Source organism: Chroococcidiopsis sp. SAG 2025 (assembly GCF_032860985.1).
Classification (GTDB): Bacteria; Cyanobacteriota; Cyanobacteriia; order Cyanobacteriales; family Chroococcidiopsidaceae; genus Chroococcidiopsis.
Genome location: NZ_JAOCNC010000001.1, coordinates 5639822 through 5659861 on the forward strand (window position 1 = coordinate 5639822; position 20040 = coordinate 5659861).

Below are 20040 nucleotides of genomic sequence, written 5' to 3' on the forward strand. Positions count from 1 at the left end.
CAAGCGATCGCCATGCATCAAATCTAAAATCGCAGCGTATCTAGACATAACATCTGGTCAGTAGGTCAGCGCATATAGCTCAAATCGAGCCTTCACAAGTTATTAGGAAATGTTTGCGTCCTATGTCGTTACTAATTCTCGTGGTTGATGATGAGCCGTCGATTCGTGTTTCTGCCAGCTATGCATTGGAGCAAATCGGTTACTCAGTAGTTACGGCTGAACATGGAAAAGAAGCGCTGAGAATTATTGAGGAATATCAACCTCATTTAGTTATCACCGATATTATGATGCCGCAGATGAATGGATACGAACTCATTCGATGGGTGCGTCAGCGTCCGGCATTTCGATTATTGCCTGTCGTATTTTTAACCGAACGCACGGAAACGGAAGAACGCATTCGCGGCTATCAAATGGGAGGCGATGCATACTTACCTAAACCGTTTGAATTGGATGAGTTACATGCTGTCGTTCGTAACCTGCTAGAGCGATCGCAGCTGATATCTCAACTGATGCAATGGGAATTGCGCCTGCGCGATCGCGCACAAAATACAGGTAGGCTACCCGTCTCTACAGATACTTTCGACTACAATCCTCTCAGTGTTCCGACACCAATTTCATCGCCAACTGAAACCTTACGCCACCAATTGCATTCCCAAATCCAAGCAACAATTGCAGCTACCAGATCTCACATTAATTTCACAGACAGAGAACAGGCTGTACTCAAATTTCTGGCGCAGGGACTATCTAATTCTCAAATTGCTACCAATCTATTTCTCAGTCCGCGCACGATAGAGAAATACGTGAGCAATTTGTTAGGTAAAACCGGAACTAGCAATCGGGTTGAATTGTTGCGCTTTGCGATGGAGAACCATTTAATTTCGTAAGACACTCGTAAAAATTGCGATCGCAGGCTAGCATCTACCAAATTATCTTAAGATTTTGGATTTTAAATTTTGAATTATAGAAAATTGCGTCAGCAATTTTGAGTAGTTTAAAAGTGGTGGCGATCGCATCAAACAGTATGTTCTTTTTCTATCTAGGTGTCTTAACAATATTTAATTGTATATCTTTATATTCCCCTCCCTTCACTTGCTCGATAGCAATTTTTTTTTAATTAAACTGCCTTCTACTAAAGACAACAAAAATAGAATATTTATTATCTGCCATCCAAGTTTGGTGCTAAGGGTAATATGTTTCCATAGAAACCTATTATATCCTAGCACTTGACTTGGCTTTTTTAATATCATAACCTCTTAAAATAGCTAGCACATCTACTGTTTTAAAACGGGTATATACCTAGTGAACTCACCCATTGCTTTGGGTAACTTTGCCGTACAAATAATCTGAATTTCTTTATAGATTATTAGTAGATGACGAATAATAGCCTGAGCAAGAAAAAACAAAAAGTTTTTCAAACAGGTTTTCCGAAATCAAATCTGAACTAACTGTAGGATTAAATAACGAGAAACAACAACTAAAGCTGGTAGTTATTCTTACAGCGTTCTCTCAGCACTAAAAGATGTTCTCTAAACCGAATCTGTATAAAAACAATCGGTAAATCTGAAAGTCAATATAGTAATAACTTCTTAAAGTTACTTTATTGATCGAAAATACCAGGCTTAAATCATTTTATTGACCACAAAGTTTCTAGGTATTTTAAAGATTAAAATCCAAACGAACTAAACTTTAAGTGCATAATTCTCGAATCACAAACGTACAACACATTAAGTCACTCAAACAACTTCAGGAGACTACTCATCATGATTAACGAAACCAACAATGAACTATTTGTCGAACTATCTGACGAGCAACAACAATTAGTCGCAGGTGGTTATTCTTGGGACGGCTACGGTGACAATTCTATCTATGATGCTTTGGGAACCAGTTTGAAAGAGAAGCAATCAGTGCAACACCTGAAAGTGGGAATTGCTTCAACTCGCCAAGGTAGCTATGTTGACCAAGATTACTTGAATGCTAACCAAAGCTTTGAAACTGATGCTTTCAAATATTTCACGCTAAATAATTGAGCTGCATAATTCTCGCATCCCAAACGTACAACACATTAAGTCACTCAAACAACTTCAGGAGATTATTCATCATGATTAACGAAACCAACACTGAATTATTTGTCGAACTGTCTGACGAACAACAACAACTCGTAGCTGGTGGTTATTCTTATCCCGGCGGTGGTGATGGTCAGTCCATCTATGACATTCTCAATACAAACTTGAAAGAAACGAAATCCGTACAACAACTCAAAGTCGGAATTGCCTCGACTCGCGATGGTAGCTATGTTGACCAAGAGTACCTGAATGCTAACCAAAGCTTTGAAACTGATGCTTTCAAGTTTTTCACAGCTAAATAGTCAATTTATCTGAACTCATCAGGTGTAATTCTCTCAGCTCAACCGAGAGAATTACCACCCAGCAAAATCTAAGTTAAGTCACGCCTACAACTTCAACTCAAACAACTTCAGGAGATTACTCATCATGATTAACGAAACCAACAATGAACTATTTGTCGAACTATCTGACGAGCAACAACAATTAGTCGCAGGTGGTTATTCTTGGGACGGCTACGGTGACAATTCTATCTATGATGCTTTGGGAACCAGTTTGAAAGAGAAGCAATCAGTGCAACACCTGAAAGTGGGAATTGCTTCAACTCGCCAAGGTAGCTATGTTGACCAAGATTACTTGAATGCTAACCAAAGCTTTGAAACTGATGCTTTCAAATATTTCACAGCTAAATAATTGAGCTGCATAATTCTCGCATCCCAAACGTACAACACATTAAGTCACTCAAACAACTTCAGGAGATTATTCATCATGATTAACGAAACCAACACTGAATTATTTGTCGAACTGTCTGACGAACAACAACAACTCGTAGCTGGTGGTTATTCTTATCCCGGCGGTGGTGATGGTCAGTCCATCTATGACATTCTCAATACAAACTTGAAAGAAACGAAATCCGTACAACAACTCAAAGTCGGAATTGCCTCGACTCGCGATGGTAGCTATGTTGACAGTAGTACCTGAATGCTAACCAAAGCTTTGAAACTGATGCTTTCAAGTTTTTCACAGCTAAATAGTCAATTTATCTGAACTCATCAGGTGTAATTCTCTCAGCTCAACCGAGAGAATTACCACCCAGCAAAATCTAAGTTAAGTCACGCCTACAACTTCAACTCAAACAACTTCAGGAGATTACTCATCATGATTAACGAAACCAACAATGAACTATTTGTCGAACTATCTGACGAGCAAGCAACAATTAGTCGCAGGTGGTTATTCTTGGGACGGTTACGGTGACAATTCTATCTATGATGCTTTGGGAACCAGTTTGAAAGAGAAGCAATCAGTACAACACCTGAAAGTAGGGATTGCTTCAACTCGCCAAGGTAGCTATGTTGACCAAGATTACTTGAATGCTAACCAAAGCTTTGAAACTGATGCTTTCAAATATTTCACAGCTAAATAATTGAGCTGCATAATTCTCGCATCCCAAACGTACAACACATTAAGTCACTCAAACAACTTTCAGGAGATTATTCATCATGATTAACGAAACCAACACTGAATTATTTGTCGAACTGTCTGACGAACAACAACAACTCGTAGCTGGTGGTTATTCTTATCCCGGCGGTGGTGATGGTCAGTCCATCTATGACATTCTCAATACAAACTTGAAAGAAACGAAATCCGTACAACAACTCAAAGTCGGAATTGCCTCGACTCGCGACGGTAGCTATGTCGACCAAGAATACCTGAATGCTAACCAAAGCTTTGAAACTGATGCTTTCAAGTTTTTCACAGCTAAATAGTCAATTTATCTGAACTCATCAGGTGTAATTCTCTCAGCTCAACCGAGAGAATTACTACCCAGCAAAATCTAAGTTAAGTCACGCCTACAACTTCAACTCAAACAACTTCAGGAGATTACTCATCATGATTAACGAAAACACCGAATTATTTGTTGAACTATCTGACGAACAACAACAATTAGTCGCAGGTGGTTATTCTTGGGACGGTTACGGTGACAATTCCATCTATGACGCTTTGGGAACTAGCTTGAAAGAGAAGCAATCAGTGCAACACCTGAAAGTGGGAATTGCTTCAACTCGCCAAGGTAGCTATGTTGACCAAGATTACTTGAATGCTAACCAAAGCTTTGAAACTGACGCTTTCAAGTATTTCACAGCTAAATAATTGAGCTGCATAATTCTCGCATCCCAAACGTACAACACATTAAGTCACATAAACAACTTCAGGAGATTACTTACAATGATTAACGAAACCAACAACGAACTATTTGTCGAACTATCTGACGAGCAACAACAATTAGTCGCAGGTGGTTATTCTTGGGACGGTTACGGTGACAATTCTATCTATGATGCTTTGGGAACCAGTTTGAAAGAGAAGCAATCAGTACAACACCTGAAAGTCGGGATTGCTTCAACTCGTCAAGGTAGCTACGTTGACCAAGATTACTTGAATGCGAACCAAAGCTTTGAAACTGACGCTTTCAAGTACTTTACTGCCAAGTAATCGCTGAGCAAGATTACGGTGATGGATAGATAAATCAGTAGTACAGACTATCCGCTAAACAACTCCAGAGCTTCCACTACCGTTTTCATTGCGCTTGGTTTGCCTAGCTCAGTGCATAAATGAGAACAACCCAAGGTATGAAGTCTCTGGAAGTTTTTTATTATGACGCAATGAACGAGATTGTAACAATTGGAGAAAATCAACTATGTCTTTTCCGAAAAGTCTATTACCAGAATTGTTTTTAGAATTAACCACAGAGCAACAAGAGTCTGTAGCTGGCGGTGCTAACTATACCGAAATCAATAAGGAAACTCATGAATCTACGGAACATGAAACCAGCCGCCAAACAGAATCAGATAATGGCAAGAAAGATCCATTTCATCATCCCTTCCTGCTTAAACCAATGTCAAGATTTTATATCTTCTAGAAAAGATTCATAACAAAAGCGTTAACTAGAAGTTTTCTTAGTAGCGATCGCAGTTACCTCACTTTTGCGCTCAACGTCTCAGACAAATGATGTAGTTTAAAGGTTCACAGTCATGGTTAGCGAAGTCAATCCAGAATCTCTACGAATAGTTGAAAGCGAAGAGTTTCTACCCTCAATTAGTCCTACAGTCACAATTGGCGGCGGAGTTCTGGTAGTTGCCTTCAGTGCAGCGGTATCCTTGGCTGCTACGCTCAACTACAACGTGACAGTCAAAGCACCTGCATCGATTCGCGGCGAAGTCCAAATCGTCCAATCGGCATCCGATGGCGTTGTCAGAAACATTACCGTCAAAGAAAACCAATTGGTGAAAAAAGGTGATGCGATCGCTTACGTTGACAATTCACAAATTTTAACTAGAAGAAACCAATTACTTGACAGCGTTCAACAAAGTCGCTCTCAACTAAGACAAATTTCATCTCAGTTGAGTTCCATCGATAGTCAAATTGCGGCAGAATCGAATTTATCAACTCGTTCAGTTGCCTCCGCTCAGGCAGAATTGCAACTACAGCAAAGAGATTACCTTGCCAAACAACAGACAGCAATAGCAGAAGTGCAAGTCGCTCAAGCCTCGCTAGATCTGGCGCGAGAGGAGATGCAACGCTACCGTCAACTAGCCAATACAGGCGCAATTCCTATATTACAAGTTAAAGAAAAAGAACAAGCTTATAAAGCGGCGCAGGCAAAAGTCAATCAAGCCAAAGCCAATCTCAACCCTAGTAATGCTACAGTCTCGATCGCCAACGAACGCATCGCCCAAGAAGAAGCACGGGGTATGGCAACTGTAGCCGCATTACAAAAAGAACGTAAAAACTTAGTTAGTAACCAAATCGAATTACAAAATCAAGTTGCCCGCGACACCAAAGAAGTCCAACAAATGGGGGTAGAGCTGAGCAAGACCATGATTCTCTCGCCCACCGATGGTACAGTGTTGAAACTAGAGTTGCGCAACCCAGGACAGGTAGTTAGCACGGGACAAGCGATCGCCCAAATTTCCCGCACCAACTCGCGTTTAGACATCAAAACTTACGTCCCAGGTGCAGAGATTAGCAAGATCAAGCCAGGTCAGCAAGTTCAGATGCGCGTTTCCGCCTGTCCCTACCCCGACTACGGCACGCTTAAGGGTGTAGTCAAAACCGTGGCTCCCGATGTCGTACCTACTGCTAGCGGTGCAGCCAGCGAGTCCCCAACTCCAGCAGGCGCATACGAGGTGACAATTCAACCGAATACGTGGTTTGTCGGTACTGGCGATCGCCTGTGTCGATTGCAACCTGGTATGGAAGGGACAGTAGACATTATTTCCAAATCAGAGACACCATTACAATTCGTTTTACGTAAAGCAAGAATTCTTTCGGGTATCTAAAAATAGTGGTGCGTGGTGCGTGGTGCGTGGTGCGTGGTAAATTTTCCGACTCCCGACTCCCGACTCCCAACTCCCGACTCCCTAATAACTGATAACTGATTATCGGCATCTATCATGGTTAGTCTGCTGAAGAAAAAATATCAAGCGATTTTACAAGCAAGTGAGGAAGATTGCGGCGCGGCTTGTTTGGCAACGATTTGCAAGCACTACGGCAAAGTTTTGAGCATCAACCGCAGTCGGGAAGCAGTCGGAACCGGACAACTGGGAACGACGATGTTAGGGTTGAAACGCGGTGCTGAAGCTTTAGGATTAAACGCGCGATCGGTTAAAGCATCGAGTGAGGTTTTAGACAAAATTCATGAAGTCCCTCTGCCAGCCATTATTCACTGGCAAGGCTACCACTGGATTGTCTTGTTTGGACGGCAGGGTAATAAATTTGTTGTCGCTGACCCCGCAGTAGGTATTCGTTATCTCACTCGGCGAGAGTTGTTGGAAGCTTGGAGTGGAATCATGCTGTTGCTGGTTCCCGACCCAGACCGCTTCCATAATATGGGAGAAGAAGAATCTTCTGGTGGCTTTACGCGCTTTTTCCGCAGAATTTGGCCCTATCGCCTGCTGTTGCTAGAAGCACTTGGGATCAATATTGTTTTAGGTTTACTTTCTTTAGCTAGCCCAATTTTAATTCAAATTCTTACAGATGATGTTCTCGTTCGGGGAGATATGCAGTTACTCACGGTGGTGGTAGCTGCTGTGATCGTGACCAACGTTTTTAGCAGCACGATGGGACTGTTGCAATCAACCATGATCTCGCATTTCGGTCAGCGGTTGCAGTTAGGACTGGTGTTAGAATTTGGTCGCAAACTCTTGCACTTGCCCTTAAGTTATTTTGAATCCCGTCGTAGTGGAGAAATTACCAGCCGTTTGCGAGATATTAGTGAAATTAACCAGTTAGTTTCGCAAATTGTCGCTCACCTACCCAGCCAGATTTTTATTGCGATAATTTCTTTCGCATTCATGGTATTTTATAGCTGGAAGCTAACACTTACCGTCTTACTAGTAGGAATGGTAATGGCTTTCTCTACTGTACCATTTTTACCGACACTACAGCAAAAAACACGCAATCTTTTAATATTATCAGCTGAAAATCAGGGTGTATTAGTAGAAACATTTAAAGGTGCGATGGTGATGAAAACCACAACAGCCGCACCTCAGTTTTGGGATGAATTTCAGAGCCGTTTTGGACGAATGGCAAATTTAACATTTAGTACGATTAAACTCGGTATTCTTAATAGTACTTTTACTCAACTAATCAGTAGTATTGGGGGCATTGCTCTATTAGGTTATGGTAGCGTATTAGTGATTAAAAACGAACTTAGCATCGGTCAAATGCTGGCGTTTAATAGTATGCAGGGAAATGTCATCGGCTTAATTAGTTCTTTAATTGGACTGACTGATGAATATTTTCGGACTCAAACTGCGGTCACTCGCCTGCTAGAAGTGATTGATGCTACTCCAGAATCTGTAGGAGACACTTATAAACCATTTGCCAAAATTTTACCCGATGCTGACATTGAATGTTCGCATATTTGTTTTCATCATGCGGGACGGATAGATTTATTAGAAGATTTTTCAGTCACACTTCCTGGGGGAAAAATTGTTGCTTTGATTGGGCAATCGGGTTGCGGTAAAAGTACTTTATCAAAACTCATTTCAGGATTGTACGAGCCGCAGTCGGGAAATATTCGGATCGGCTTGTATAACTTACAGGATTTATCGCTCGACTGTTTGCGGCAGCAAGTTGTTTTAATTCCTCAAGAACCTCACTTTTGGAGTCGGTCAATTTTAGATAATTTCCGTTTAGGTAATCCTCATCTTGAGTTTGAACAAATAGTGAAAGCTTGTCAAATTGCCAATGCAGATGGCTTTATTAGCCAACTACCAAATAAATATCAGACAGTGTTAGGAGAATTTGGGGCGAACTTGTCTGGAGGACAGCGGCAGAGGTTGGCGATCGCCCGCGCTATTGTGAATAACCCACCCGTGCTGATCTTGGATGAAGCGACATCTGGACTCGATCCGATCGGCGAATTTGAAGTCTTGGAACGGCTGTTTGCTGCCCGTAAAGGCAAAACCACAATTTTGATTACTCACCGTCCTGCCGTGGTCGATCGCGCAGAGTGGGTGGTATTAATGAATCAAGGTAAATTGGTCGTCCAAGGACCCCTATCAGAGTTGCGTCATGCACCAGGGGAACATTTGAAATTTTTCTTACCTTAATGAGGAAATGGGGAGGAATTTGCTATGTCTCAGATGACAGAAATCAAAAATACAGCACTATTTGTTGAATTATCCGATCGGGAACAAGAATCAGTAGCAGGTGGAGCGAGTTTACAAGATCTGTTTGGTCCTATATTTTTCCAACAAACTGATATTGATACTTCCGCCGAGGCAACTACAAACTTCAACGACGGCACGTCTTCGACTCGCCGGACTGGTTATAAGATGTCTCAAACTACGTTTATTATGCCTTTACTATCTCTGTTCGGTGGTGGCGGTGGCGGACGGCGATCGCGTCGTTCTCGCATGAATATGTTTAGTTTATTGTTTTCTCTGTTTAGCTAGTTGATTCGGAAACAGGGAGCGCACGAGCGCACGAGCAGGGTAAGTGGCTAGCGGCTAGTGGCTGGTGGCTAGAATTTCTTCCTTGTCCCCCTTGTCCCCCTTGTCCTTCCCTTACCTACCTTGCATTGGCAAATTTCCCACTAGCCCCTTACTATATAGAGTGCTTAGTCCAGGGATTTTGCTAATTAGCGTATGTCCAATGCTTGTGTAATCGGACTCGGAAAATCTGGTGTTGCTGCTGCCCGACTGTTGAAACGAGAGGGTTGGCAAGTGATATTGAGCGATCGCTCTGACTCTGCATCTTTACGCCAGCAGCAGCAACAACTCGCAGCAGAGGGGATTACAGTCTGTTTGGCTCATACCCCGAATTTAGACGGCACGGATTCACCCCAGTTAATCGTTGTCAGTCCTGGCGTACCTTGGGATGCAGATATCTTAAATCGTGCCAGAGAATTAGGGATCGAGACGATTGGTGAAATGGAACTGGCTTGGCGCTATCTCAACGCTGTTCCCTGGGTAGGAATCACTGGTACTAACGGCAAAACCACAACGACAGCTTTAGTTGCAGCAATTTTTCAAACCGCCGGACTCAACGCCCCCGCCTGTGGGAATATCGGTCATGCCGTCTGTGATGTAGCTTTGGAGTTTAAAAATAATAGTAGGGGCGCACAGCCGTGCGCCCCTACCAATTATCCTGATTGGATAATTGCCGAAATCAGCAGCTATCAAATCGAATCTGCTCCCTCGGTTGCGCCGCGTATTGGTGTTTGGACGACATTTACACCCGATCACCTCAGCCGCCACAAGACTTTAGAGCGGTATTACGACATTAAAGCGCACCTAGTGCATCAATCCCAATTGCAAGTGATTAATGGCGATGATGCTTTCTTGAGTCAGGAAAAGATGAATGATTGGCAGGATGCTTACTGGACGAGTGTTAAAGGTAAAGCTTTCCTCAACTGCAATCCCGATTTAGGTACTTATATTGAAGACGGTTGGGTTATCTTTGGGCAAGAGCAGATCGTGCAGGTGTCGGCGTTACGGATGGTAGGCGCGCACAACTTGCAAAATCTGCTGATGGCGGTAGCGGTGGCGCGGTTAGCAGGAATTGACAAAGAGGCGATCGCAACTGCAATAGCTACATTTCCAGGCGTTCCCCACCGCTTAGAACACATTTGCACTTGGCAAGGAATTGATTTTATCAACGATAGCAAGGCAACTAACTACGATGCAGCTCAAGTTGGGTTATCTTCTGTCACCAGCCCTGCAATTTTGATTGCTGGCGGCGAAGCAAAAATTGGTGATGACTTGGCATGGTTGCAAACAATTCAAGCTCAAGCCGCCGCCGTTTTACTCATTGGAGATGCTGCGCCAGCTTTTGCCTTACGTTTATCTCAAGTGGGTTACAACAATTACGAGATTGTGGAAACGATGGCGCGTGCCGTGTCTAGAGCCGCAGAATTAGCCCCACAATATCAGGCGCGGGTTGTCTTACTTTCTCCTGCCTGTGCCAGTTTCGATCGCTACCAAAATTTCGAGCAACGCGGCGATGATTTTCGGCAGTTATGTATGCAGTTAGTGCAATAACTGACAACTTTTCACTGAGAACTAACAACTGACTGCTGCTTGATTAACTCCGCTACGGCTGCAATCAGAGCGGTAGATTCTACAGGTTTAGTAATGTGCTGTTGGAAGCCTGCTGCTAGCGATCGCGAACGGTCTTCTGGCTTAGCGTGAGCAGTTAGGGCGATCGCGGGAATATACTTATCTCCTGGTTGCTCGGTGGCTCGCAGCTGCTGAATGAATTGATAGCCGTCGGTTTCTGGCATGGCAATATCGCTAATTAAGACATCGGGGCGATCGCGTTCTAAATAAGCGACTGCATCTGCGGCTGAAGAAACTGTCGTGACAGTTGCACCTGCTTGTTCGAGTGCGAATTTGATGAAGTCACGGCTATCGTTGTTATCCTCGACAACTAACACGTTTACCCCATCCAGTAATGAATTTAACTTTGATTCATCATTTGCAATCAAGTTAATGAGATTGGGAGTCCCTGTAGAGGAGGAAGTCGCTGTAGAAGGACTATTTGCTAGTGGTAGTCGTACTGTAAACGTTGTTCCCTTGCCTTCTCCCTCGCTGTGAGCTTCAATCGTGCCACCATGTAGAATCACCAGTTGTCGTACGATCGCCAGTCCTAACCCCAGTCCGCCAAAAGCGCGAGTAATAGAACTGTCTGCTTGACGAAAGCGATCGAAAATTTGCGGCAGAAATTCGGGACGAATACCAATTCCTGTATCGATGACTTGGATTTGAGCGTAGGTGGTAATTGGTAATTGGTAATTGGTAGTTGGTAGTTGGTAATTGGTAGTTGGTCGTTGGTAGTTGACTGTTGTTACTTTTCTGCTCCCCTGCTCCTCTGCTCCCCTGCTCCCCTGCTCCCTGCTCCCTGCTCCCTGCTCCCTACTTTCTTGACTCAGCCGTATCTCGATCTGCCCTTTTTCAGGAGTGAATTTAACTGCATTGGAGAGTAAATTCCAAATAATTTGTCGCAGGCGGGCTGGATCGGCGGCGATTGTTTGTGCTGCCGGATCGAGGTGCGTGTGTAGTTGTAGCGATTTCTCCTCAAGCTGGGGACGAATTGATTCTAATAGCAATTCAATCGTGGCGATCGCGTTTACAGGTTGAATGGATAGCTGCACTTTCCCACGCATCAACCTAGACATATCGAGAATGTCATCGATCAGTTGCGCTTGAGATTTGGCATTCCGTTCGATGATCTTGAGTGCTTGACACAATTTAGCTTCATCAAACTTCCGCATCTGCATGAGTTGCGACCAGCCTAAAATTGAGTTCAAGGGCGATCGCAATTCGTGAGAAACAACAGCTAAAAATTCATCTTTCATTAAGTTAGCTGCTTCTGCTTGCTGCCGAGCAGCTTGAGCTTGAAATATTTCTAAATTCTTGGCAACTAATTGAGCTGCTTGACGTTTTACCTCTAAATTCTTTTTAAATAACTCGACAAATACTGCAACTTTAGATGTTAAGATAATTGGATCGATAGGTTTGAGTAAATAATCGACAGCACCTAGAGCGTATCCTTTTGACTTTAAGTCGTCGCTATCGCTAATTGCCGTGAGAAAAATAATTGGTGTATGGCGCGATCGCTCTCTTTGTCGAATTAGACTTGCTGTTTCAAATCCATCCATTTCTGGCATCTGTACGTCTAGTAAGATGACAGCAAAGTCTTGCTCTAGCAAGCATTTTAAAGCTTGTTTGCCGGAATAAGCTTTAACCAAGTTCTGCCCTAAGCTGTTAAGCGTTGCCTCCAGCGCTACAAGATTTTCGGGATAATCGTCTACTAGTAAGACGTTGATTTTAGATTCGGACTTCATGGCATGAGCGACAGCTAAGAGAGTGGCGAACAATCTATTTTTGCTTCAAATTGTATAGTTTAATGCATACTTTCTCTCTATCTAACGATAGAGCAAGCAATTGTGAATGCATCTATCTCTAGGTGAAAAAATCTCTCTAAAACTAGAATTTAAAGTTGTCATTTAGCGCTGTAGCCACACTCTTAGTAGCGAGAATAGTTGCTCTGTATCGATTGGTTTAGAAATGTAATCGGAAGCTCCGACTTCAAGGCACTTTTCGCGATCACCTTGCATTGCCTTAGCTGTCAGCGCCACAATCGGCAGTGCTGCTAATCGATCGATCTGCCGTATAGCTCGGATCGTGTCATACCCATCCATTTCTGGCATCATAATGTCCATTAATACAATGTCAATATCTGGATTGTTTTGAATCTGAAGAATACCTTCTCGACCGTTCTCTGCGTATAAAACTTGCATCTGCTGGCGTTCTAAGATGCTGGTGAGTGCGAAAATATTTCGCATATCATCATCGACAATCAAGACTTTCTTGCCTGCCAGGACGGAATCGTTTTGCTGCAACTGCTCTAACATCAACCGCTTGGGTGCAGGCAGATCGGCTTGCGTTTGATGTAAAAATAACGTCGTTTCCTCCAGCAAGCGTTCAGGCGATCGCGCCTCTTTGAGAATCGAGCTACCTGACAGGCGTTGTAGTTCGATTTCTTCTTCAGAAGTGAGCTGCCTGGGAGTATAAACAATGATGGGTAGATTTCTGAGTAATGGTTCTTGCTTGAGCCGATCGATCAATTCAAATCCGTTGGTGTCCGGCAAGGCTAGATTCAAGACTAAACAGTCAAAATGACCTGATTTGAGAGCTTCTAGTGCGGCTGCACCTGTTTCTACTACTTGAATTGCAATATCGCTTTCCTCAATCAAGTCGAGCATACTACGACGCTGCAATTCGTCGCGCTCGACGATTAACAAGTTTTTCACGGAGCGACTGACAAATTCTTGAATCTGAGACAGCGTATCTAATAATGCAGCGTTGCTGATTGGTTTTTGCAGGTAAGCGATCGCACCTTGTTTTAATCCCCGTTGCGGTGTTTCTTCAACAGAGATGATATGTACGGGAATGTGACGGGTATCGGGATTGTGCTTGAGGCGATCGAGTACCGTCCAGCCATCGACGATTGGCAAGCGAATATCGAGCGTGATTGCCGTGGGTTGAAATTGCTGTGCTAGTGCTAAACCGACATTACCTCGCGTGGCAACTAACACCTTAAAGCCTTGTTGACGGGCTGCATCTATTAATATGCGCACGAATTTGAGATCGTCTTCGATAATCAGTAGCGTGCGATCGCCTGGTTGAATGACATCGCGATCGTCCTCAACTGCTCTTTCCTCCAATAGATTCGAGATCTGAGTTTCAACGAGCGACACGACTTCAGGCGAAGAAGTTGGGAGCGCAGGTAGAGGGTTAGTTGAAGCTAACGCTGGGGCAACAACATGCGATTCAACAGCCGTCCGACTTACCATTTGCGGTAAGTAGAGCGTGAATGTACTACCCCGACCGAGTTCGCTCCTCAGCTGAATTTCCCCACCCAACAAGCGAGCGATTTCGCGGCTAATTGATAAACCTAACCCCGTCCCACCATAACGGCGAGAGGTCGTACCATCTGCCTGCTGAAATGCTTCAAAAACAATTTGCTGTTTGTCCGGTGCAATGCCAATGCCTGTATCGCTGACTGCGAAAGCAATAACACCTGCTTCTCCTAGCGGTGCTTCTCTAGCGGCACGGTTGAGAACTTCTTGTTCCGCACTCCAACCTGAATGTGCTGGGGTAACGTTTAAGCGCACAAAACCAGCTTCAGTAAATTTGAAGGCATTGGAGAGTAAATTTTTCAATATTTGCTGCAAGCGTTTGGGGTCGGTATAAAGCGTACGAGGCAATCGCTCGTCAAAGTGCAATTCAAAATTGAGTTGGCGATCGCCTGCGACTTGACGAAATGTCCGCTCTATGTTGTCGCGCAAATGAGTAAATCTGACTGGTTCGATATCTACAGACATTTTGCCCGACTCGATTTTGGCAAGGTCGAGAATATCGTTAATTAATTCTAATAAATCGTTGCCAGACGAGTGAATTGTTCGAGCGTATTCTACTTGTTTCTCGGTAAGATTTCGGTCTTGATTATCAGCTAATAGGCGTGCCAAAATTAGCAAACTGTTGAGAGGCGTGCGCAATTCATGCGACATATTCGCCAAGAACTCAGACTTATATTTAGAACTTAAGGCGAGTTGTGCGGCTTTGTCTTCTAGCGATCGCCGTGCTTGTTCGATTTCTTGATTTTTCCGTTCGACTTCGCGATTTTGTAATGCCAATAGTTCGGCTTTTTCTTGTAATTCGGCATTGGTTTGTTGCAATTGCTCTTGTTGCTTTTTGAGCAATTCTTCTGAGGCTGTCAGCGATTTTGCTTGTTGTTCTAATCGCTGGTTAGTACCCGTTAGTTCTTTTTGTTGAGATTGTAATTCTTCCGCTAAAGACTGCGATTGTTTCAATAGTTCTTCAGTCCGCATACTAGCAGCGATCGTGTTGAGTACGATCGCAATACTTTCAGTTAATTGATCGAAGAACGTGAGGTGAATTTCATTAAAACGATTAAAAGAAGCTAACTCGATGACAGCCGTAACTTGCCCTTCAAATAACACGGGCAAAACGACCGCATTCATGGGTGATGCCTCTCCTAAACCAGAACTAATTTTAATATAGTTCGATGGTACTTCAGTAATTAAAATGCGTTCTTTTTCCAATGCACATTGTCCTACCAATCCCTCACCCAAATAAAAGCGATTGGCTAAATGTTTGCGTTCTCGATAGGCATAAGTGCTAATTAATTTTAGGTAATGCGGGTGGTTCTCACCGCTTTCCATTAAGTAGAAGACACCATGCTGCGCCGAAACCAGAGGCGCTAACTCTGACAAAATCAGCTTGGACACAGTTTCTAAATCGCGCTGTCCTTGCAACATCCGCGTGAATTTGGCAAGGTTGGTCTTCAGCCAGTCTTGCTCGGTATTTTTCTGCGTTGTTTCGCGCAGATTGGCGATCATTTGGTTGATATTATCTTTAAGGGCAGCAACTTCTCCTAAAGCTTCAACGGCGATCGATCGCGTTAAATCGCCTTTGGTTACAGCCGTTGCCACTTCCGCGATCGCTCTTACCTGTGTAGTTAAATTTGCTGCTAGTTCGTTCACGTTGTCGGTTAAATCGCGCCAAGTCCCTGAAGCACCTGGGACTTTTGCTTGTCCGCCGAGTTTTCCTTCGATTCCGACTTCTCGCGCCACTGTCGTTACCTGTGCGGCAAACGTTGCCAGGGTATCGATCATTTCGTTAATTGTCTCGGCAAGCGTTTCAATTTCGCCCTTGGCATCCAACATGAGCTTGCGCTTGAGATCGCCATTCGCTACCGAGGTGACAACCCTCGCAATGCCTCGCACCTGTGCCGTAAGGTTGCTTGCCATCGAGTTCACGTTGTCGGTTAAATCTTTCCAGGTTCCCGCTACACCCGTGACTTGTGCCTGTCCGCCTAATTTCCCTTCCGTACCGACTTCCCGCGCTACCCGCGTCACTTCAGAAGCAAAGGAACTAAGTTGATCCACCATTGTATTGATGGTGTTTTTCAAATCTAAAATTTCGCCCTTTACGTCTACGGTAATCTTTTTAGACAAATTACCATTGGCGATCGCCGTGGCAACTTCGGCAATGTTTCGTACTTGTGCTGTCAAGTTGCCTGCCATCAAATTAACGTTGTCGGTCAAATCTTTCCAAGTACCACCGACACCCCGCACGTATGCTTGTACCCCTAATTTTCCTTCCGTACCGACTTCCCGCGCCACCCGCGTCACTTCTGAGGCAAATGAGTTGAGCTGATCCACCATTGTATTGATGGTGTTTTTTAACTCTAAAATTTCACCCTTTACGTCTACCGTAATTTTTTTGGATAAGTCGCCATTCGCTACGGCTGTAGTGACTTCGGCAATATTTCGTACCTGTGCTGTCAAGCTACCTGCCATAAAGTTGACGCTATCAGTCAGATCTTTCCAAGTTCCCGCAACACCTTTCACCTCTGCCTGTACGCCTAACTTGCCTTCAGAACCCACCTCCCGCGCTACCCGCGTCACCTCTGAGGCAAACGAGTTGAGCTGATCGACCATTGTATTGATCGTGTTTTTCAACTCTAGAATTTCACCCCTTACATCTACCGTAATTTTTTTGGATAAGTCGCCATTTGCTACGGCTGTAGTGACTTCGGCAATGTTGCGTACCTGTGCTGTCAGGTTGCCTGCCATTGAGTTGACGCTATCGGTTAAATCTTTCCAAGTCCCTGCCACACCGCGCACGTCTGCTTGTACGCCCAATTTTCCTTCGGTTCCCACATCTCGCGCCACCCGCGTCACTTCTGAGGCAAACGAGTTCAGTTGACCGACCATCTTATTTACAATTTGCGCTGTTTGCAAAAACTCGCCCTGTAAAGGGTTTCCGGCAATGTCTGTAGCAATCGCCTGTGACAAATCGCCATTAGCTACTGCCCGAATCACGCGAGTTGTTTCTGCCATCGGCTGCACTAGATCGGTAATTAAGGTATTAACTGAATTGACACTCGCTTGCCAAGACCCTTTTGCTCCGCTGATCGATGCTCGCTCGTAAATTTTGCCCTCTTTGCCAACTACCGTGCTAATTCGTGCTAGCTCGGTTGTCATCTGCTCGTTTGTCTCAATAATGTCGTTGAGGGTATCCGCTATTTTCCCAGCAATACCTGTTTGTTCGCTGGAGAGTCGAACGGAGAAATTACCCTTCTTAACTTCTAGTAATGTTTGCAGGAGTTGCTTGAGGTCGAGAGCATCGCTATCGGGGTTAGCTGTGGCAGTCGTCATGGTGACTCGATACTGAAATGGAGACGTGTGAGGAATCTGTTGTAGCGTGAGAGAAAAAATTTCCTTCAAGCAACACCTAAGTAGTGACTGGGTGTTGACAGATTTTCGTCTTCCATCGTAAGGATAAAACTCATCCAACCGCGATCCGCCTTAAGGTAGAAAATAGCTTATGGACAGGCTTGGGGCAGCATAGACTACAACTAGATAACTATTCCCGGCTCCCGACTCCCTGCTCCCTGCTCCCTACTAAGGATGTATTTGACTCAAAATGTAGCGCAAGCGATCGTAGTCGTCTTTGAGGAGGGTGCTGAGGGTGCGTCCGGCTTGGACTAACCATTGTCGGTCAGCTTTCCGTAACTGATAGACCTCTCGAATCGCGGCAGCGGTTAAAGCTTCTACAGGCGCACCCTGAACTTGTAACAGAGTACGTAAAAAATCTAGGCGATCGCTAAATAAAATGACATCTTCTGGCTGACAGCAATAGACCGCTTGGTGAATTTGCGGCGGACGAGGGGGAAGGTATTGATAGACTTCGCGTTGAGCGCGTTTTGAGGCTTTGGCTGGCTCAAAGCCGATAATGGCAGCGCGAAATTCAGTTTTGAGCATGGCGAAAATTTGCGGCTGCTGTTCGCGCAACTCCATGAGAGATAATCCTAAAGCCCTTGCCCGATGGATAGAGTCGATCGGCATGGTAGTAGCGTAATAAACGACCCCATAAACTTGATTTCCCGATTCATCATCCGCAGACTTTACCCAACTACCAAAAGGAGGCATCACTGGAAAGCTCAAATCTTCTGGTTCCAGGCATTGAGCTAAAAATTCCGTTGTCGAAGTTTCGATCACTTCGGCTATGTAGCTGGGATGGCGATCGCCTGTCGTAAATTGAGGTAGGGGAAGACGCATACTAGGGATTGGTAATGGGTAATGGGTAATAGGTCATGGGCGATCGTCGATCGCAATGAACGATCGACAACTACCAACCACCAACTAGCAAATACCTATTTTCCTTTTTTCCGAGTCACTTCGACTGCTTCTAATTCTGATTGATTGAATGTAATGAGCTTATCCCAGTTACCACCTTCAAACAACACAGCGACTTTACCATCAGTAATTCTCTGCACCAGCCCTTGATAACCGTAGTAAGTATCATTAGGATTCTTAACGCGCACAGTTGCTCCTGGCAGAATCATAGTTTTTCCTCTTTGTTAACACCGATAATTTAAATTTTCGCTTATAAGTGTAGTGAGGAGTGAGGAGTGAGGGAATTTTAGATTTTGGATAATAGAATTGTTCTTTCTCCCCTGCACCTGAAGCCCCCTCTGCTCCCTTGTCTTCCTTGTCCTCCTTGTCCTCCTTGTCCCCTCATCCCTAACTCCACTCTCCGAGAAGCCGGTGTCGCGTCTACGTTCCTCGTCCCTTTCTCTTTGGACGATGGTTGGCGACGGATTGCACGATGCCGATCGCAATCCAATTAGTCAGCAGTGCCGATCGCCCGTAACTCATCCAGGGTAAGGGAATTCCCGTGACGGGCGCAAGCCCAATTGTCATGCTGATATTGACAATGACTTGGAACACAATCATGGAAAATACGCCGATGACGAGGAGGGAACCAAAATCATCTTTCGCACTTTGGGCAATGAGTACCAATCGCAAGCAAATCAACCAAAAGATAAATAACAAAACAAGGCAACCAATAAAGCCCCATTCTTCGCCTACTGCTGAAAAGATAAAGTCCGTATGCTGTTCGGGAATGAAATTGAGTTGGGTTTGCGTGCCTTGGTAAAGTCCTTGTCCCCATAATTGCCCAGAACCAATAGCAATTCGCGATTGAATTAAATGATAACCGCCGCCCAGGGGGTCTTTTTCTGGGTCGAGAAATAAAATGATGCGGTCTTTTTGATAGTCTTTGAGCAATCCCCAGAGAATGTGTCCTAGTTCTCCTGCCAGAAAGTTAATTCCAATCGCTCCAACTGCCGACAACCATCGCCAAGGCATAGTCGCCAGCGCGATCGCTCCCATTGCTACTGCCCAAATACACCAGGCTGGTAAATAGACATTAAATAAGACAACTGCCACGATGGGGGAAATTAACAGGATCAGCCAACCAGGATTGACATTACCCCAATAGAGCATTCCGAGAGTTATTGCCCCAAAAACCAAAGATGTCCCCAAATCTGGCTGTGCGAATACTAAAACCCAAGGCACAGCTGTAACTAACAAAGCTCGAAGCACGCTAGGAATTTTTCCCGCACTACGGGATTGTAGTAATGCTGCTAAGGTGATAATCATCCCAACTTTGGCAAATTCTGAGGGTTGAAGATTAAACCCAGCAACACTAATCCAGCGTTGAGCGCCTTTGGCGCTGATTCCAGCTAGCATGACCGCAATCAGAGATATGTTCGTGAAAGCATAAGTCAGCCAGTGCCAGCGCAGGAGAAAATCGTAGCGACAAAGCGATAGAAAGAAAGCCAATGCCAATCCCACGCCACCAAACAGCCAATGCTGCCACCAATCGGTAATTCCTTGGTTTAACTCTGCACTACGAATGGAAATACTACCAAATATTGTGGTGCCTACAGTCAGCGCTAACAGCCACCAGTCTACCTGCTGCCAAGGGGCAAGCAGTAATTTCCAAGGAACAGAAAATATGAATCTTTTTAACAGCATGGACGAGGATTGGGGATAGGGACAAATTACGACTAATTCATGGTTCCCTTTTCATAG

At 44.4% G+C, this 20040-nt stretch carries 19 protein-coding genes; 14 read left to right on the plus strand and 5 right to left on the minus strand.

The features are described from left to right. Nucleotides 1-122 precede the first annotated feature (122 nt). From N4J56_RS27685 to murD, 14 genes are all read left to right on the plus strand, one after another. The gene (locus N4J56_RS27685; RefSeq protein WP_317109363.1) at nucleotides 123-884 is read left to right on the plus strand and encodes a response regulator transcription factor; all 762 of its coding nucleotides are present in this window, start codon (nucleotides 123-125) and stop codon (nucleotides 882-884) included. Nucleotides 885-1760: 876 nt separating this feature from the next. After that, complete coding sequence (locus N4J56_RS27690) at nucleotides 1761-2027, plus strand: CTB family bacteriocin (RefSeq protein WP_317109364.1); 267 nt, start codon at nucleotides 1761-1763, stop codon at nucleotides 2025-2027. 71 nt (nucleotides 2028-2098) lie between these two features. Then, nucleotides 2099-2365 carry a CTB family bacteriocin gene (locus tag N4J56_RS27695; RefSeq protein WP_192161800.1) on the plus strand — a complete coding sequence of 89 codons (267 nt, stop codon included), beginning with the start codon at nucleotides 2099-2101 and terminating at the stop codon, nucleotides 2363-2365. Nucleotides 2366-2489: 124 nt separating this feature from the next. Then, nucleotides 2490-2753: a CTB family bacteriocin gene (locus N4J56_RS27700; RefSeq protein WP_317109365.1), complete on the plus strand. Its 264-nt coding sequence runs from the start codon at nucleotides 2490-2492 to the stop codon at nucleotides 2751-2753. 75 nt (nucleotides 2754-2828) lie between these two features. Further along, entirely contained in the window at nucleotides 2829-3041 is a 213-nt protein-coding gene (locus N4J56_RS27705) for a CTB family bacteriocin (RefSeq protein ID WP_317109366.1), read from the plus strand. A 196-nt stretch (nucleotides 3042-3237) separates the two neighbouring features. Then, nucleotides 3238-3483 carry a bacteriocin gene (locus N4J56_RS27710; RefSeq protein WP_317109367.1) on the plus strand — a complete coding sequence of 82 codons (246 nt, stop codon included), beginning with the start codon at nucleotides 3238-3240 and terminating at the stop codon, nucleotides 3481-3483. A 76-nt stretch (nucleotides 3484-3559) separates the two neighbouring features. Then, nucleotides 3560-3826 carry a CTB family bacteriocin gene (locus N4J56_RS27715; RefSeq protein WP_192161800.1) on the plus strand — a complete coding sequence of 89 codons (267 nt, stop codon included), beginning with the start codon at nucleotides 3560-3562 and terminating at the stop codon, nucleotides 3824-3826. Nucleotides 3827-3950: 124 nt separating this feature from the next. Further along, nucleotides 3951-4211, plus strand: a complete 261-nt coding sequence (locus N4J56_RS27720; RefSeq protein WP_317109368.1) for a CTB family bacteriocin — start codon at nucleotides 3951-3953, stop codon at nucleotides 4209-4211. Nucleotides 4212-4286: 75 nt separating this feature from the next. Next, nucleotides 4287-4550 (plus strand): CTB family bacteriocin, encoded by a 264-nt coding sequence (locus tag N4J56_RS27725; protein ID WP_317109365.1) that lies wholly within the window; start codon nucleotides 4287-4289, stop codon nucleotides 4548-4550. Between the two features lie 205 nt (nucleotides 4551-4755). After that, nucleotides 4756-4977, plus strand: a complete 222-nt coding sequence (locus N4J56_RS27730; protein ID WP_317109369.1) for a hypothetical protein — start codon at nucleotides 4756-4758, stop codon at nucleotides 4975-4977. Between the two features lie 112 nt (nucleotides 4978-5089). Then, on the plus strand, nucleotides 5090-6397 hold the full coding sequence (locus N4J56_RS27735; protein WP_317109370.1) for an HlyD family secretion protein: 1308 nt from the start codon (nucleotides 5090-5092) through the stop codon (nucleotides 6395-6397). 114 nt (nucleotides 6398-6511) lie between these two features. Continuing rightward, the gene (locus N4J56_RS27740) at nucleotides 6512-8674 is read left to right on the plus strand and encodes a peptidase domain-containing ABC transporter (RefSeq protein ID WP_317109371.1); all 2163 of its coding nucleotides are present in this window, start codon (nucleotides 6512-6514) and stop codon (nucleotides 8672-8674) included. Nucleotides 8675-8698: 24 nt separating this feature from the next. After that, nucleotides 8699-9019: a hypothetical protein gene (locus N4J56_RS27745; RefSeq protein WP_317109372.1), complete on the plus strand. Its 321-nt coding sequence runs from the start codon at nucleotides 8699-8701 to the stop codon at nucleotides 9017-9019. 192 nt (nucleotides 9020-9211) lie between these two features. Beyond that, on the plus strand, nucleotides 9212-10606 hold the full coding sequence (gene murD, locus N4J56_RS27750; RefSeq protein WP_317109373.1) for a UDP-N-acetylmuramoyl-L-alanine--D-glutamate ligase: 1395 nt from the start codon (nucleotides 9212-9214) through the stop codon (nucleotides 10604-10606). An 11-nt stretch (nucleotides 10607-10617) separates the two neighbouring features. Here murD and N4J56_RS27755 read toward each other — a convergent pair whose 3' ends face one another. The 5 genes from N4J56_RS27755 to rodA form a co-directional block, all read right to left on the minus strand. After that, complete coding sequence (locus tag N4J56_RS27755) at nucleotides 10618-12411, minus strand: response regulator (RefSeq protein ID WP_317109374.1); 1794 nt, start codon at nucleotides 12409-12411, stop codon at nucleotides 10618-10620. Nucleotides 12412-12573: 162 nt separating this feature from the next. Continuing rightward, nucleotides 12574-17316: a response regulator gene (locus N4J56_RS27760; protein WP_410500615.1), complete on the minus strand. Its 4743-nt coding sequence runs from the start codon at nucleotides 17314-17316 to the stop codon at nucleotides 12574-12576. A gap of 246 nt (nucleotides 17317-17562) precedes the next feature. Further along, nucleotides 17563-18219 (minus strand): HAS-barrel domain-containing protein, encoded by a 657-nt coding sequence (locus N4J56_RS27765; protein ID WP_317109376.1) that lies wholly within the window; start codon nucleotides 18217-18219, stop codon nucleotides 17563-17565. Nucleotides 18220-18314: 95 nt separating this feature from the next. Continuing rightward, nucleotides 18315-18506 carry an NAD(P)H dehydrogenase subunit NdhS gene (locus tag N4J56_RS27770; RefSeq protein WP_015156844.1) on the minus strand — a complete coding sequence of 64 codons (192 nt, stop codon included), beginning with the start codon at nucleotides 18504-18506 and terminating at the stop codon, nucleotides 18315-18317. A gap of 211 nt (nucleotides 18507-18717) precedes the next feature. Next, on the minus strand, nucleotides 18718-19983 hold the full coding sequence (rodA, locus tag N4J56_RS27775; protein ID WP_317109377.1) for a rod shape-determining protein RodA: 1266 nt from the start codon (nucleotides 19981-19983) through the stop codon (nucleotides 18718-18720). Nucleotides 19984-20040 lie beyond the last annotated feature (57 nt).